Below are 16800 nucleotides of genomic sequence, written 5' to 3' on the forward strand. Positions count from 1 at the left end.
TCCCCTGCTTTCGCGATTTGCCGTAAACAAGGGGAAGCACACCTTCGGGGGCGTTCATGCTTCAGCCGCGAGGTCAGGGGGGAAGACCGAAGCCCGATGAAGAAGGGCGCCTGAGGGCGCTCCACCGACACCTCCTCAATGAGGAGCCCGATCCCGAGTACGACGCCATCGTCCAGCTCGCGGCGGCGATCTGCGAGGTGCCGATCGCACTCGTCACCCTGGTCGACCGGGATCAGCTGCGGTTCAAGGCCCAGGTCGGCCTGTCGAGAATCCCCCAGGTCGAGCGCAAGGACTCCTTCTGCAGCCGCGTCGTCGAACAGGACGGCCTCTTCCTCATCGAGGACACGCAGGCCGACCCACGCTTCCAGGACCACCTCAGCGTCCGAGGCGAACCCCACATCCGCTTCTACGCCGGCACGCCACTGCACACCGAGGAGGGTTTCCGGATCGGCGTGCTCTGCATCATCGATCATGTCCCACGCCAGCTGACCGCCGTACAGCTGCGCTCCCTGGAGCAGTTGGGGCGCCAGATCGAAACCCACTTCCGCCTGCGCCTCCAACTGCTCCAGGCGCACGAACGCAACGCCGAGCTGGAACAATCCCGCTTGCGCCAGCTCTCGCTCACCGAGACGCTCGAAGCGGAGATCCAGGAGCGTCAGCGTGTCGAGCAGGAACTGCGCACCCAGCGAGAGGTGCTGAGCAGCGTCCTCAGCCACATTCCCCACTCGGTGTTCTGGAAGGACCGCAGCGGAACCTTCCTGGGCTGCAACGATGCGTTCGCACGCCGGTTCGGGTACGCCTCGCCCCGAGACCTCCTTGGGAGGACGGACCACGACTTCGGCTTGCCGCTCGAGCAGGTCCAGGCGTTCCGCCGCGATGATCTGGAGGTGATGGACAGCGGCCGCCCGAAGCTCGACATCGAGGAACCCGTCCGAAGCAAGGAGGGAATGGATCGCTGGCTGCTGACGAGCAAGGTGCCTCTGCGCAACGCGGAGGGGATGGTGACGTCCGTGCTGGGCATCTTCACGGACATCACCGAGCGCCGGGAGCAGGAGGCCGAACTCCAGCAGGCCCTGCGCAAGGCCGAGGTCTACGCCGCTCGCCTGGAGTCCATGGTCTATGAGGCGCGCGCACGCACCCGCCGCCTCATGGAGGTGTCGCTGGACGCCGTCTTCGTGCTCGACGTGGATGGGCGCATCGTCGAGGCCAACCCGGTGGCCCAGCACCTCCTGGGGCTCGAGCCCGAAACGCTCGTGGGCCGCCCCTTCGACTCCCTGGCCCCCGAGCCGGAGCAGCTCTCCCTGAGGAAGGCCCTGGCCCAGCTGCGCCCTCACGGGACGATGCGCCTGGATGATCAGGGTCTACTCACCGCGAAGGGCAACCGCCTGGCCGTGCAACTGCTCGGGTCGGTCCAGGACGAGGGCGAGTTCCTGCGCCTGCTCATCGTCGCGCATGATCTCACGGAGCGCCGGCGCTTGGAGCAGCAGGGCATCCAGAACGATCGCTTGGCCGCCATGGGCGTGCTGGCCGCGGGCATCGCCCACGAGATCAACAACCCCACGGCCTACGTACTCAGCAACCTCGACTTCCTGCGGCAGTGGCGAGACGATCTGGAACAGCACCTCGCGTCGCTGCCCGCGCTGCCGGACCCCTTGAAAGACGGGCTCGCCGAGACGCGCCAGATCCTCGCGGACTGTATCGACGGGTGCGCCCGCATCCAGGACATCGTCCGCGGCATGCGCCACCTGTCCCATCAGGGCCACCCCGACGAGCAGATGCTCATCGACGTGCACACCACCCTGGACTCGGTGCTGAACATCTCCCAGGGCGAGCTGAAGCACACGGCGAGGCTGGAGAAGGACTACGGCCCGGAGCTGCCACTCATCCTGGGCAGCGAGGGACGGCTGGGCCAGGTGTTCCTCAACCTCATCATCAATGCCATCCAGGCCATGAGGCCCGGCGTGCCGCGTGACAACCTGCTGCGCGTGCGCACCCGAGCCGACGAGCGCCACGTGCGCATCGACATCTCCGACACGGGCCACGGCATCCCCAAGGAAGCCCTGCCCCACATCTTCGATCCCTTCTTCACCACCAAGCCGGCGGGCGTGGGCACGGGCCTCGGCCTGTCCATCAGCTACGCCATCATCCAGAAGATGGGCGGAGAGATGAGGGTGGAGACTCAGGTGGGCAAGGGCACGACCTTCTTCCTGCTGCTGCCCATCCACGAGCCGGCCTGACTCACACTCCCAGTCAAGCGCTCACCCTCCCCCCCTTGCGCGACACGTGCGCATTGGTTAAAGCATTCACCAAATGAATCCGCGTTCAAAATCCGAACGGCCCCTCAAGGAGCGCCTCCGGGAAGCTGTCCGAGAAGAGATCCTGGCCTCCGCCGAGCGCGTGTTCGGGGAGCGGGGCCTGCAGGGAGCGAAGATGGAGGAGATCGCGCTCGGGGCCGGAGTCTCGGTGGGCACGCTCTACAACCACTTCGAGGATCGCGAGGCCCTGCTAGGCGCGCTGATGGACGAGCGCCGCGCCGAGATCAGGGCTCGACTGGATGAAGTGCTGGAGCAGACGCGTGCCGAGTCGTTCCGGGATCAGCTCACCCAGTTCCTGAGCGTGTACCTGGATCACTTCGGGCGTCACCGGGCCTTCTTCACCATGCTGGTCGACGACGAGCTGCGCTCGGGCCGGGGGCGCATGCGCGGCCAGACGGCCCTCAAGGAGATCACGGCCCGCCATGGGCTGCTCGTGGAGCGAGGGCTCGAGCAGGGGGCGCTCCGGAAGGAAGACGCGACGCTCTACCCCGCTCTCCTCGTGGGCTTCCTCAAGGGCTTCTTCACCTACGCCGTGCAGGACGAGGCGCAGGCCATCTCTCCCACGCTGGTGGAGGCCATGGTTCGAACCTTTCTCGAAGGCGCAGGTGCACGCAAATGAGTGCCGCAGCAATCACAGCACCCACAGCCGTGGGGTTGTCGCGTCCTCCCCCCGTGAACAAGTGGCTCGTCACTCTGTCGATCTCGTTCGGCACGCTGATGGGAGCCATCGACGCGTCCATCGTGAACGTCGCGCTGCCGCACATCCGAGGCGCGGTGGGCGCCACGGTCCAGGAGATCACCTGGATCAGCACCGCCTACTCCATTGCCCTGGTGCTCGTGATGCCGCTCACCGGCTTCCTCGGGCGCCTGTTTGGACAGAAGAACGTCTACCTCTTCTGCCTCGTGCTCTTCCTGGTCGGATCGGCGCTCTGTGGTGTGGCGACATCCCTGCCAGCGCTGGTCTTCTTCCGCGTCCTGCAAGGCCTGGGAGCCGGAGCGCTCCAACCCACGGAGCAGGCCATCCTCCGTCAGACGTTCCCTCCCAAGGAGCAGGGCATGGCCATGGCCCTCTTCGGCATGGCCGTCATGCTGGGGCCGGCGATCGGCCCTACGCTGGGCGGCTACATCGTCGATCACTGGCACTGGTCGTGGATCTTCTTCATCAACCTGCCGATCGGCGCGCTGGGCCTGTTCATGGTCGCCAACTTCGTCCACGAGGATCCGGAGATCCGCGCGGCCAACCAGAAGATGGCCACGGCGCAGCGCCAGAACATCGACTGGTGGGGCATCGGCCTGCTGGCCGTGTCCATGTCCACGCTCGTCTACTGCCTGGAGGAAGGTTCCGCCCACGACTGGTTCCAGTCCAAGCTCATCGTTGGCTGCTTCCTGGTGGCGGCCTTCACGCTCGCCGCGCTCATCATCCGTGAGAGCACGGCTCCGGCCCCGGCAGTGAACGTGCGGCTGTTCCGCGATCCGGTGTTCCTGTCCGGCACTGTCATTGGCGGGCTCATGTTCGCCATGCTGATGGCCAACATGTTCCTGCTGCCCATCTTCATGCAGGAATTGCTCGGGTTCACCGCGACACAGTCGGGCATGGCGCTGATGCCTCGCGTGCTGGTGATGATGGTGGCGGTGCCCATCGTCGGCCGCATCCACAACAAGTTCCCGCCCCGCCTGATCGTCAGCGTGGGCGTGCTGCTGGTGGCGTATGGCTCGCTGCTGATGAGCCACCTCACGCTCCAGTCCGGCGCGGGGCAGGTCATCGGAGCCCTGGCCTTCCAGGGCGTGGGATTCGCGTGCCTCTTCGTGCCGCTGACGACGATCGCGCTGTCGAACGTGCCCAAGCACCTGATGCCCGACGCCACGGGGCTCAACTCGCTGGTGCGTCAGCTGGGCGGCGCCATCGGCCTGGCGGTCTTCGGGAGCTTGATCAACCACAACGCGACCATTGCCCGCGCGGGAATCGCCGCGCATGTCACCGAGACGAACCCCCTGGCCCAGCAACGGCTGCTGATGGTGCAGCAGGGGCTCATGGCGCGTGGCTTCGATGCGCAGACCGCCCACCAGGCCGCGATCGCCAACGTCTATGGAGCGGTCACCCGCCAGTCCATGGTCCTCTCCTTCGACAAGCTCTTCCTCCTGGCTGGCATCCTGTTCCTGGTGGTGATGCCTTTGCTCGTCTTCCTCAAGTCCAACCGCGGCGGACCCGCCGCTGACATTCACATCGAGGCGTGATCTCCATGTCATCCGAAGCCACTGCATCCCAACCCCTCCCCGCCGCCCCGACTCCCCTGCCCTCCGCGGCCTCCGCGGCCAACCGGGCCGCGAAAGGCAAACGCGCCTTCTTCGTCCTCGGAGGCATCGCCGCGGCGGTGATCCTCGCCATCGGCGGCTACGCTCTGCTCACCCATGGCCAGGAGACCACTGACGACGCCCAGATCGAAGCGGACGTGGTCCCCATCTCCGCGCGGGTGAGCGGCGCCGTGCTGAACGTCCCCGTGAAGGACAACCAGACGGTGAAGGCTGGCGACGTCCTGGTGGAACTGGACCCCGTGGACCTGCAGGCCCGCTTGGATCAGGCGCAAGCGGAGTTGGCCACGGCGAAGGCCCAGGCGGACGCGGCGCGCGCGCAGGAGCAGGTGGCGAGCGCGAACGCCAAGGGCGGCCTCCACAGCGCCAAGGCGGTTTTGTCTGGCTCCTCGGTGGCCGTGTCGAGCGCGGAGGCCCAGGTGAGTGTGGCGCAGGCGGCGCTCGAGCGAGCGAAGACCGAGGCTCACCGCACCGAGCTGGAGCTGACCCGCTTCAAGCAGCTGCGCGACGCGGGCGCCATCGCCCAGCAGCAGTTGGACAACTCCCAGGCGGGATATGACTCGGCGCAGGCGGCGCTCTCCCAGGCCAACGCGAACCTGCTGGCCGCGCAGGAGGCCCGGCGGGGCGCTGTCTCCAAGGTGGCCGAGGCAGAGGGCCGCGTGGCACAGACGGAGAACGTGGATGCGCAGGTGGCGGCGGCGCACGCGGCCACCGAGCTGGCCGAGGCCCGGGTGAAAGCGTCTCAGGCGGCCCTGACGCTCGCGGAGAACCAGGTGAACTACACGAAGATCATCGCGCCCACGGACGGCATCGTGTCCAAGCTGGGCGTCCACGCGGGCCAGCTTGTCAGCGTGGGCACTCCGGTCGCGGAGCTCGTGCCCGCGCAGACGTACGTGGTGGCCAACTTCAAGGAGACACAGATCGGCGAGATGCACCCGGGCGATCGCGTGAAGGTCGAGATCGATGCCTTCCCGGGCCACGATCTGGAGGGCCAGGTGGAGAGCCTGTCGGCGGGCACGGGCGCTCGGTTCTCGCTGCTGCCGCCAGATAACGCGTCTGGCAACTTCGTGAAGGTGGTGCAGCGTGTCCCGGTGCGCGTGGCCTGGAAGGCCCCGCCAGACATTGCTTTGCGCGCGGGCCTCTCGGCGGAGGTCACCGTCTACGTGGGGAGCGCTGGCAAGAAGTAACGGAAACTTCACACCGCGTCATGGTAAGCAGGGCCGCTCTGGTTGAAGCGAGCCTTTGTCCTGACGCGGCTCCCAATCGCTGACTCGCCTCCGCCAGACGCCACAACGCGTCGTCTGGCGGGGGAAACATCTTGAAGGAATCAGCGACTCGGACACCTGCCCGGTGTTTCCTGGCCACCTGCGCCCGCGTTCTCGGGGTTACATGGCTCGCAGCGCTTTTGGCGTGCGGGGGTTCAGGGGAGCGCTCCGCGACACCCAAGCCCGAGGGCTATCGCGCAGGGCTTCCGCGTCACAAGGTGCAGCTCAGCGCGGAGCAGGCGAAGCGGCTCGAACAGTCCGGAGTCAGCGCCACGCTCCTCGGTGACTACGGCTCCTTCAAGGTGATCGAGGTCGACGACGCGGCGTTGGAGTCCCTCCCCGAGGGTGCCCAGAGCCGCGACGACCTCAATGATCTGTTGCTCAATGCGGGAGTCATCGACACCGCATCCGCCCATGGCCAGTCCTTGCGCGGGATGAGCGTGCCGGTCTTCGGCAAGCGCCTGCACATCGTGCAATTCGCCGGCCCCATCCAGGAAGCGTGGGTCCAGGAGCTCGAGGCCACCGGCGTCAAACTCATCACCTATATCCCCAACAATGCATACATCGTCCATGGCGATGGGCCCTCGCTGAGCCGGCTGCAGAAACACATCCCCTCTGCCCGAGCCATCCAATGGAATGGCGACTACCTGAACGACTACAAGCTGGATCCATCCATCCAGACGCGCCAGGTGCCGACCTACGCCATCCAACTCATCCAGGATGAAGAAGCCAACGGCCCGACGCTGGACCTCATCCGTGCGAGGCAGTCGCGCGATGGGACGATCGGCAAGGCCCTGGGTTATGTGAATGTGGTGGCGTACCTGACGGTGAAGGATCTCTACGAGATCGCCGCCCGCCCGGACGTGCTCTCCATCCAGCCGCGCTCCGAGCCGCGCAAGCTCGACGAGCGGCAGAACATCATCCTCACCGGCCAGTTGACGGGGAACAGCCCCTCGGCACCGGGGTATCTGGCGTGGCTGGCCTCCAAGGGCTTCACCCAGGCGCAGTTCAACGCCTCGGGGTTCGGCGTGGACCTGACGGACAGTGGCATCGACAACGGCACCACGGCGCCCAGCCACTTCGGCCTCTATGAGGGTGGGAACGTCGGCAGCGCCAGCCGCATCATCTACAACCGCATCGAAGGTGCTGGCGGTGGCTCGACCCAGGGATGCGATGGCCATGGAGCCCTGAACGCGCACATCATCGCCGGCTACGCGAACAAGACCGGCGCACCCTTCCAGGACGCGGCGGGCTACTCCTACGGCCTGGGCGTGGCGCCCTTCGTGAAGCTCGGCGGCTCGGTCATCTTCGGACCAAGCTACACCAGCCCGGTGTATGAGGATCTGCAGTCCCGCGCGTACCGCGATGGCATGCGCATCAGCAGCAACAGTTGGGGCCTCAGCAGCGACACCAACTACAGCATCGACAGCCAGCAATATGACTCGCTGGTGCGTGACGCCCAGCAAGCGGGCCATGCCGAGCCCAACGTCCCGGGCAATCAGGAGATGGTGATCGTGTTCTCGGCCGGCAACGACGGCCCATTCGCGTACACCGTGGTGCCGCCGGGCACCGCCAAGAATGTCATCACCGTGGGGGCGTCCGAGAATGTCCGTCCCTTTGGCGGTGCGGATACGTGCGGCCTCGCTGACACGGGCGCCGACAGCGCCAACGACATCGCCGACTTCTCTGCTCGCGGCCCGGCCTGGGATGAACGCAAGAAGCCGGATCTCGTCGCCCCAGGCACACATATCTCCGGAGGCGTGCCCCAGGCCGCCGGCCAACGTGCCAACCCACCCGCCAATCCTCTCGGCCAGAGGCTCTCGTGCTTCAACGGTGACGAGGTATGCGGCGGACCGGGCGACATCGTCTACCCAGCGGGACAGGAGTGGTACACGGCCTCTTCCGGCACCAGCCACTCCGCCCCCGCCGTCTCCGGTGGCGCGGCGCTGGTACGCCAGTCCTTCATCAACCAGGGCATGCCGCCGCCAAGCGCGGCGATGACCAAGGCGTACCTGATGAACTCGGCCCGCTACCTGACGGGCGTGGGCGGCAACGACACCTTGTGGTCCACCAGCCAGGGCATGGGGGCGATGGATCTAGGCCGGGCCTTAGACAACACCCCACGCCAGGTGGAGGACGAGAGCGCCGCGAACCTCTTTACCTCCACGGGACAGACACGCACCTTCAACGGCGTGATCGCCGATTCCACGCAGCCGCTCCGAGTCACCCTGGCGTGGACGGATGCGCCAGGTTCCACCACCGGAAACGCGTGGAACAACAACCTGGATCTGGCCGTCACGGTTGGCACGAGCACCTACAAGGGCAACGTCTTCACGGGCGCCTCCTCCGTCACGGGCGGCACGGCGGACGACAAGAACAACGTGGAGAGCGTGTTCCTCCCCGCCGGCACCGAGGGGGCGTACACCGTGACGGTGACGGCGGCGAACATCAACTCGGACGGTGTTCCGGGCAATGCCTCGGCGCTGGACCAGGACTTCGCCCTGGTGGTCTACAACTCCTGCTCCACGGCTCCGCCCTCCCCGCCCACCGGGGTCACAGCCACGGCCAACGGCAACAACCGCGTCGACGTGAGCTGGGCGCAGAACGGGGCGGCTTCCTACAACATCTATCGCGCCACCACCGCGGGCGGTCCGTACACCCGCGTGGGCACCGCGACGGCTCCGCCGTACGCGGACAGCACGGTGTCAGGGAGCAGCACCTATTACTACGTGGTCCGCGCGGTGCAGTGCACCGAGTCCGCGAAGTCCTCCGAGGTTTCCGTGACGCCGAGTGGCCCTCCGGGCCCGGCCGTCGTCTACAAGCTGAGCGGGCTGCCTGCCTCGGTCCAGGCAGGCACGGCGGCGCCGTTCACTCTCACCGCGATCGATGCGGTGGGCATCAACGCCACCGGTTACAACGGCACGGCAGTCCTTACCAGCTCCGACCCGCAGGCCGTGCTGCCGGCCAGTGTGACGTTCTCCGCGGGCGTGGCAACCGGCGCGGTGTCGTTCCAGAGCCTGGGCTCGCAGACGCTCACCGCGACGGACACGTCGAATACGACGCTGACTGGCAGCGGCAGCACCACCGTCACTGTGGGCCCCGCGGCTGCGCTGGTCTTCCTCACCCAGCCGACCCATACCGTGGCAGGGGCCGCCATCCTGCCATCGGTGCAAGTGGGATTGGTGGACCAGTTCGGCAATGCTGTCTCCACTGGATCCCCCAGCATCTCCCTCGCATTGGGAAACAACCCGGGCGGCAGCACTCTGTCCGGCACCACGACGGTGACAGCCATCAACGGTGTCGCCACCTTCAACAACCTCTCCCTCAACAAGGTGGGAGCGGGCTACACGCTCGTGGCGAGCAGCCAGGGGTTCGAGGGTGCGACGAGCACGGCCTTCAGCGTCACGGCGGGCGCGGCCACCAGCTACTCGCTGGCCCTCGTCCCGAGTTCGACGGCGGGTCAGGAGCTCACACTCTCCGCCACGGCTCATGACGCCTACGGAAACCTGGCTGCCGACTATGGCGGCACGGTGAAGGTGACCAGCTCCGACACGAAGGCGTCCTTCGCCGCCAACGCGCGGTTCGTCCAAGGCGTGTTCCACGACTTCAAAGTGACGTTCAAGTCGCCGGGACTGCAGACGATCACCGTGACGGACTCGGAGAAGAACAGCCTGAGCGCGACGGCCCAGCTCACCATCATGCCGGTGGCTGAGCCGACGGCGACAGTGACCGAGCCTGCGGGAGGTACGGTCGTCTCCGGCAACGTCACGGTCTCCGCGACGGGCGCGGTGGCCCAGGGCACGACCCTGGTCAAGCTCGCCATCCTCGTGGATGGATCGGAGATCGCCAGCAGCTCGGAGACGGTCGTGAAGGGAACCTGGGACAGTTCCAAGGCCGAGCCCGGCTCGCACGTCATCACCGCCGTCATCACGGATGGCGCGGGCAACGTGGCCACGTCCACGCCGGTGATCGTCACCACCGAAGCAATCGAGGGCGGCAGTGACGACGAGAGCGGTTGCGGTTGCGGAGCCACCTCGGGCATGGATGCCAGCATCTACCTGGGGCTGCTTGCCCTGGCGCGGTATGCGCTAGGGCAGCGGCGGGCGAAGGTGTGAACTCAGAACGAGAGCCACTCGGCCGACGAGATCTTGTCTCCGAAGCTGATGTCGTGGAGGTTGATCGAACCGGTGCCGGTCAGCTCCTTCGAGGCGCCACCAAAGTTCGAGTTCTCGTAGAGCCGGACCCGGTGCCCCGGTGGAATGCAGAACCGCACCGAGGAGATCTTGTCGTTCAGCCCATCGACGGAGCCGAAGTTCGCCCAGTTCTTCGAGAAGCGATCGGGATAGTCATAGATGAAGCCCCGGTCCGAAAAGTCGGAGTCATCGTAGAAGTCCACGAAGGCCTGGTTGATGTCATCACCGCAGGCGGCGTTGGGGAAGATGCCGCGATACTCGATCATCTTGACCGAACCGCCCGGTCCATCGTCCGCTTGCTCTGCGACATAGAGCAGCAGGTTGTGGTCCCTGTCGACGAAGGCGCCGCCCGCAGCACCGAAGTTGCACTGCCGGGCGCCGTCGTTGCTGCAATAGAAATGCTTGGAGGCGACGTGCTGGAACGTCACGCTGCCGGCGAGAGACACCGAGTAGAGGTGGGCGAAATCCTCGTCGAACGCCCCCCACCCGAGTCCGCCAATCAGCGTGCCGATCATGAACAGCTGGCCATTCGAGCAGTCGGTGATGAAGTTGAGGTTCTGGAACGAGCCCCAATGCCCCGAGGGCACCTCCGTGTCCTGCCACACATCATACGGCTCCCAGCCGGTGGTCAGGATGTTGGTGCCGGTCGAGAGGAAGAACTCGAGCGTCTTCGCATCCCACTGCCCGAGCACGAGCATGAAGCGCCCATCCGCCAGTTTCGTCAGGGAGGCCGTCCCCGCGGCGGTGCTCGCGCCCTCGACGGTGCTCAGCTTCACGGGAGCGGTGGGTGAGCTGAAGTCATAGAGCACGACCTTGCCGTTGCCCGGGCCCTCCTCCATGGGCAGGGCCACGATGTTGCCAATGGCCTGCATTCCGCCGCCGTGCGCATACCCGTCATCGAGGGGCAGCGCGGCCGCCGCGTAATCCAGCACGAGGGGAGTCGTGTCCTCCGGCTCGTTGATGGACGTCGAGAGCCGGTTGGAGCGGAAGCGCCGGCCCGTGGTGGTACGGGACCCCATGTACACCGTATGGGCCACGTTGCCATTCGCGCCGCGGTCATCCCGCTTGGAGACCACGAGGTAGCGGCCAAAACCGGCCGTCAGCCGCTGGATCCCCTCCCAGTGGTTGCTGGAGGGGTACGCCACGTTGAACGAGCCGCTGACCGGAGGGTTGAACCCCAGAACCTCGCCATGGTCCCGCATGTTGTTGAACGTCGAGACGACGTCGTTGACGCACAGGTTGCAGTCGAGGCTTCCCCAAGTACACCCTGTGTAGCCCGCCAGCGCCGTCTTGCACCCGAGCAAGGGGTTGGAGTCTCCAGGCCCGGTGTTGATGGCGTAGACACAGACCTGCCCGTTGCCCACCGGCCAGTCGATGCGCACATGGAAGCCGTGGGAGTCACCGTAGCCGGGATAGGCCGCCCCGACATCAGGCCGATAGACATTGGCCGTCGCCGCGGTCAGGTAACTGCCGTTGACGTACAGGTGCACGTCGATGGACGCACTCGTGTTCGGATCGAGCGTCCATCCCCGGATGACCAGATTCGGTGACTGACTGGTATCCCAAAGGATTTCATCGACCACACCGATCGGATTGTTGGCCAGCGCAGGCAGCGCGGCCAACGCCGCGACAACAGTCACGACCTTTGCAAACGCATTGAGTCTCACATCATCCTCTGACGGCAGGCGGGTTCTCCCCGCGAGTTGGAAGGTCAGGCTTCAGGCCATTTCCTGGCGCCGACGCAGGAACAGCAGCGTGCCGGCCACGATCACGAAGGCCAGGGCGGATACCGCGAGAGACACGTGGGTGTTGGTGATGCTCCCGAGGAGCCCCACCGTGACACCGCTGAAGGTCCTCAGGCCGGAGGCCGACATGCTGAAGAGACCCAGCACCCGGCCGCGGATGGAGTCCGGCGCATTCAACTGCACGAGCGCCTGGGTCATGCTGCTGAAGGAGAGCTCGAAGAATCCGGCCAGGAAGAGCACGAAGATCGCCACCGGGTACACCCGCATGAACGAGAACGTGAAGAGCGAGCACCCCCACAGCAAGGCAATCTTCAGCGCGGAAGCGGGCGCCGTCGGCAGCCAGCTTCCGCGCGTCTCGAGCAGGATGCCCGCGAGCAGGGCCCCGGCCGCATCTGCTCCCAGCAGCAGCGTATAGGCCGTGCCCGGGTCTCCGTGGCCCAGATCCTGGGCGAAGCCCGGCATCTGCGCCTGATAGCTGTTGCCGATGAAGAAGGACGCCGCCCCCGCGAGCAGCACCATGGCCGCGACCACGGGCATCCCTCTCACGTCACGGATCGTCTGGATGATGTCAGCCAGGCCTCGCACGGCCCGCTTGGGGCCCGTTGCCACCCCCCGGAAGTGCCTGCCATAGGGCGCGCTCACCAGCCAGATCACCAGGGGCAGATAGAACACCGTGTTGAGGAAGATGCCCCGGGTCGGTCCGAGCACCTGCATGATGATGCTGCCCACACCGGGGCCCACCAGGACTCCCAGGTACCGGGCCGTCGCGTTCAACCGCACCGCGCTGGCCAGGGAGGCGGGGCCCACAATGTCATAGAGCAGCATCTGGCTGGAGGTGCCCCACAGGACGCCCGCGCAGCCATGGATCGTGAGGAGCACCATCGCGTGCCAGAGCTGCAACGAGTCCGTGACGAAGAAGTATCCCCATCCCACGGAGGCGGTGATGAAGAGCACCATGCCGCACTGGATGAGGCGCCTGGAATCGAACCGGTCATTGAGCGCGCCTACCGGCACCGAGAACGCCAGGAACGGCAACCAGTGGGACACCACCGCGAACCCGCCCAGCGCGGCCGAGTGGAATTTCTGGAATGCCACCCAGTAGCTGATCACGTGCTCGATGTTGTCGGCCATCATCGCCAACATGAACGTGAGCAGGAAGGTTCGATAACCCGGGATGCGAAGTGCGCTCGAAGGAGCAGGCGCTGTGGGTGCTGCGGAGGTCATGGGGGTCACGCACAGGAGAGCGAAAGAGGGGCACTTTACATCAGGCCTCCTCACATCGCAGAAGGGCCATGTCCGGCACGAAAGCCCGGACACAGCCATCGAGCAGGAGCCCTCATGAACGCCCCTTCCCCCTTCGCAACCCGCGTGACCGCGCAACTCCCCGACTGGCTCGTGAAAGAACTGCCCAGGTACAACGTGCCCTTACCCACCGCAGAAGATCGTGTCCGCCTCGTCAACGCGCTCGCGGCGCGCAATTACAAGGAAGGCAATGGTGGGCCGTTCGCGGCGCTCGTCGTCGAGCACTCCACAGGTGAAATCCTTTCACTTGGCGTGAATGTTGTCTTGAGTTCGTGCCTTTCCTCCGTGCACGCGGAGGTCATGGCGCTTTCGCTTGCACAGACGCGTCTGGGGGCCTGGGATCTGGGCGCAGCGGGTGGGCGCGAGCTCGAACTCGTCGTCAATTGGCGCCCTTGCACGATGTGCTATGGCGCGCTCGTCTGGTCAGGCGTCAAGCACCTGCTCCTCGCTGGTGACGGCCCTGAGTGCGAAGCACTCACGGGCTTCGACGAAGGCCCCATGCCCTCGGATTGGAGAGCGGAGCTCAAGGGCCGTGGCATTAGCGTTACCTCGGGAGTGCTGCGCGATGAGGCGATTGCCGTCTTCGCCGAGTACGGCCGCTCTGGCGCGATCGTCTATAACGCTCGCGGAACGGGCTCACGCCGACAGGATTGAGCGGCTCTCACTTTCTTAGCAAGTCCATGCAATCCCTGACGCAGCGCGCGTTGGGCTTGCAGCCTTGCGATCGTCCCAGGCTCGAAGATTCCACCTATAAAGGATTGCTGGTTTTCCTTGTTCTGAGTTGCCATTGGGGAAACCTTCATGTTAGGGATCCGCCCGGCCTCTGGCCAAACACCAAACAGACCTAGGAGTCGTGCGAATGACGAGGAACGTGAAGCGTTTCCTGGCCCTCCCCCTGCTTGCCCTTACGCCCGTGGTTGCGGTTGCCGCGGAGCCCGCCGCGAATGACTTCGTCTCCAAGCGGTCGGAGTTCACCCCTCTCCGCCCCGCTGAGACGGTGGAGCTGCAGGTGATGAAGGGCGAGGGACGGCCTGCTCAGATGCTGGCGGACGTCGCGGAGACCTTCTACATCGGGAACTGGACGGGCGTGGTCACCTACGCGGGAGGAAGCCTGACGGGCTCCAGCGTGCCGTTCCCGCTGCCCAACCCCCTCAACTTCACCACGCCGTATACCTATTCGGGCGCGGCCCAGGCGCTCGTACCGGCCCTCACCCCGTGGACCCAGACGTTTGGCTATACCACCAACCCGGCCGACCCCTATGGGCAGGCGAAGACCTGCATCTGGACTGTCAGTGTCACCGTCACCGGCGGTGTCTGTTCGGGGAGTGTGAGCGTGACCGCGTACGGCGCGCAAGGCGGGCTGTGCTTCATCGACACCGGCTCGTCCATCGATCCTGCCTCGTGCCAGGCTGTCGTGGGCGTTGGCCTCCAGTGATCTGAGGCAGCGTCTGCCTTTCCCTTGACGCACACCATGGTGGGAGCCCGCTCCCACCGTGGTTGTCATTGCGGGCTTCCACCTCAACCAGACGCCGTCGGATCAAGGCTTCGGCGGGTTGAAGAGCTCGCGAATCCGCTCGAGCCACTCCTTGCGGGTGAGGCTCCGCGCAAGCGCGTCCGGGATGTTCTTCGCAGCCAGGTTCCGCAGGTATTCGGGGATCTGCTCCCGGTCCTCGGGTGACAGGTAAAGGATGAGAGATATCCAGTCGAACGGGCATCCGAATTCCTCTCCAATCGCTGCGAGCTCTTCGAACTCGGAGAGGCTCAGCGTTGGAGCTTTGTCCGTATGGATGATGCGGTCACAGAGGGTCTCGAAGGCAATGACTCGCTCTCCGTACTCCACGAATTCGCGAACATCCTCGAGCCCCTGCACGCGATCCTCGAGCTCATCGCAGAGTTCGAGCAACTGTGAGGTCCGCCGCTCATGGCGAGCGCTCTGGAGGTTCGACGATTCGAACCGGAACGTGAGATCGGGCCCCCGCGTCTGGGGCTGCCATCCCTGGGAGAGCGCGTGAAGGATGGCCTCACGGACTACCCACGGGGAGATGACCTGGCCGTGATCGACCCAGGTCACCATGCGCTGACCGGGCGAGTCCGCATCCTCGACCACGATGCCCAGCCCCGGCTCGTCAGCCGACGTGACCCGCCAGCGATACCGCACGCCCTCGACCGTCAACAACCGGGTTCCTTTTTTCGCGAGCCCCATGCCGTCCCTTTCCCATCGGCGTCCGTGCTCACACGGTAGACTCCTGAACCTCCCATCCTACCCGGAGGTCCAGCCATGCCACTGAAGTACCTGCTGCCCGAGGACCAGATCCCCCGCCACTGGTACAACATCATCCCGGATCTCCCCTCGCCTCCAGCCCCCGTGCTGCACCCGGGCACGCTCCAGCCAGTGAAACCGGACGACCTGGCGCCTCTCTTCCCCATGCCCCTCATCGAGCAGGAGATGAGCAGCCAGCGGGAGATCCTCATTCCCGAGGAGATCCGTGCCGCCCTGGCGCGCTGGCGGCCCTCGCCGCTGTTCCGCGCCCTGGCGCTGGAGCAGAAGCTCGGGACGCGCTCCCACATCTATTACAAGTACGAGGGTGTCTCTCCGGCGGGCAGCCACAAGCCGAACACCGCCGTGGCTCAGGCCTTCTACAACGCGAAGGCGGGCGTGCGGCGCCTGGCCACCGAGACGGGCGCCGGTCAGTGGGGAAGCTCGCTGGCCTTCGCCGGACAGCTCTTCGGCCTGGCCGTCACCGTCTATATGGTGAAGGTGAGCTACGAGCAGAAGCCGTACCGGCGCTCGCTCATGCGCACCTGGGGCGCCGAGGTCTTCGCCTCTCCCACGGACAAGACGAACTCTGGCCGCGGCATCCTCGGGCAGGATCCGAAGAGCCCGGGCTCGCTGGGCATCGCAATCTCCGAGGCAGTGGAGGATGCAGCCACTCACGAGGACACGAAGTACGCGCTGGGCTCGGTGCTCAACCACGTGTGCCTGCACCAGACGGTGGTCGGCCAGGAGGCCCAGGAGCAGATGAAGCTGGCCGGCGAGTACCCGGACGTCGTCATCGGTTGCCACGGAGGAGGCAGCAACTTCGCGGGCATCGCCTTCCCGTTCGCGCGGGACAAGATGCACGGCAAGCAGGTGCGGCTGGTGGCGGCCGAGCCCACGAGCTGTCCGACCCTCACCCGGGGCGTGTACACCTACGACTTCGGCGACACGGGGAAGATGACGCCGCTGATGAAGATGCACACGCTGGGGCACGACTTCATGCCGCCGGGCATCCACGCGGGAGGACTGCGCTACCACGGCGCCAGCCCGCTGGTGTCCCAGCTCGTGGCCGCCGGCCTGGCCGAGGGCGTCGCCTACCCGCAGCGGGCCTGCTTCGAGGCCGCCGTCCTCTTCGCTCGCGCCGAGGGCATCCTGCCCGCGCCGGAGAGCTCGCATGCCATCAAGGCCGCCATCGAGGAGGCACAGCGCGCCGACGCGGAGGGCCAGCAGCGCGTCATCCTCTTCAACCTCTCCGGGCACGGGCACTTCGATCTGGGCGCCTACGATCAGTACCTCGCCGGCCAGCTCGAGGATTTCGAGTACCCTCGCGAGGCCGTGGAGGCGTCGATCGCGAAGCTGCCCAAGGTGGGTTGATCGGATGCGTGTCCGCTGAGCGCCAAGGTGCTATCTCGG

Annotated in this window: 11 protein-coding genes; 8 read left to right on the forward strand and 3 right to left on the reverse strand. The window is 66.0% G+C overall.

What is annotated here, in order from left to right; all coding sequences use genetic code 11:
• The first annotated feature begins 56 nt into the window (after positions 1-56).
• The 5 genes from KY501_RS13155 to KY501_RS13175 all read left to right on the forward strand — a co-directional run bounded on the left by KY501_RS13155 (position 57) and on the right by KY501_RS13175 (position 10005).
• Positions 57-2237 (forward strand): PAS domain-containing protein, encoded by a 2181-nt coding sequence (locus KY501_RS13155; RefSeq protein WP_224363253.1) that lies wholly within the window; start codon positions 57-59, stop codon positions 2235-2237.
• 73 nt (positions 2238-2310) lie between these two features.
• Positions 2311-2934: a TetR/AcrR family transcriptional regulator gene (locus KY501_RS13160; RefSeq protein WP_224363254.1), complete on the forward strand. Its 624-nt coding sequence runs from the start codon at positions 2311-2313 to the stop codon at positions 2932-2934.
• Entirely contained in the window at positions 2931-4550 is a 1620-nt protein-coding gene (locus tag KY501_RS13165; RefSeq protein WP_224363255.1) for a DHA2 family efflux MFS transporter permease subunit, read from the forward strand. Before KY501_RS13160 ends, KY501_RS13165 begins: the two co-directional genes overlap by 4 nt.
• Positions 4551-4555: 5 nt before the next feature.
• Positions 4556-5812, forward strand: a complete 1257-nt coding sequence (locus tag KY501_RS13170; RefSeq protein WP_224363256.1) for an HlyD family secretion protein — start codon at positions 4556-4558, stop codon at positions 5810-5812.
• A gap of 296 nt (positions 5813-6108) precedes the next feature.
• Entirely contained in the window at positions 6109-10005 is a 3897-nt protein-coding gene (locus tag KY501_RS13175; RefSeq protein ID WP_224363257.1) for a S8 family serine peptidase, read from the forward strand.
• A 2-nt stretch (positions 10006-10007) separates the two neighbouring features.
• Here KY501_RS13175 and KY501_RS13180 read toward each other — a convergent pair whose 3' ends face one another.
• Positions 10008-11723, reverse strand: coding sequence for a beta/gamma crystallin family protein (locus KY501_RS13180; RefSeq protein ID WP_224363258.1), 1716 nt, complete (start codon positions 11721-11723; stop codon positions 10008-10010).
• Positions 11724-11801: 78 nt separating this feature from the next.
• On the reverse strand, positions 11802-13052 hold the full coding sequence (locus tag KY501_RS13185; RefSeq protein ID WP_224363259.1) for an MFS transporter: 1251 nt from the start codon (positions 13050-13052) through the stop codon (positions 11802-11804).
• 114 nt (positions 13053-13166) lie between these two features.
• On the opposite strand from KY501_RS13185, the gene KY501_RS13190 reads away from it, so the two are divergent.
• Both KY501_RS13190 and KY501_RS13195 read left to right on the forward strand, forming a co-directional pair.
• Positions 13167-13784, forward strand: coding sequence for a nucleoside deaminase (locus KY501_RS13190; protein WP_224363260.1), 618 nt, complete (start codon positions 13167-13169; stop codon positions 13782-13784).
• Positions 13785-13989: 205 nt separating this feature from the next.
• Positions 13990-14565 (forward strand): amidase, encoded by a 576-nt coding sequence (locus KY501_RS13195; RefSeq protein ID WP_224363261.1) that lies wholly within the window; start codon positions 13990-13992, stop codon positions 14563-14565.
• Between the two features lie 102 nt (positions 14566-14667).
• On the opposite strand, the gene KY501_RS13200 is transcribed toward KY501_RS13195, so the two are convergent.
• Positions 14668-15333 carry a MafI family immunity protein gene (locus tag KY501_RS13200; RefSeq protein ID WP_224363262.1) on the reverse strand — a complete coding sequence of 222 codons (666 nt, stop codon included), beginning with the start codon at positions 15331-15333 and terminating at the stop codon, positions 14668-14670.
• Between the two features lie 75 nt (positions 15334-15408).
• Between KY501_RS13200 and KY501_RS13205 the strand changes: the two genes are divergently transcribed.
• Positions 15409-16761 (forward strand): TrpB-like pyridoxal phosphate-dependent enzyme, encoded by a 1353-nt coding sequence (locus tag KY501_RS13205; protein WP_224363263.1) that lies wholly within the window; start codon positions 15409-15411, stop codon positions 16759-16761.
• Positions 16762-16800 lie beyond the last annotated feature (39 nt).

The organism is Hyalangium versicolor (assembly GCF_020103695.1).
Taxonomy (GTDB): Bacteria; Myxococcota; Myxococcia; order Myxococcales; family Myxococcaceae; genus Hyalangium; species Hyalangium versicolor.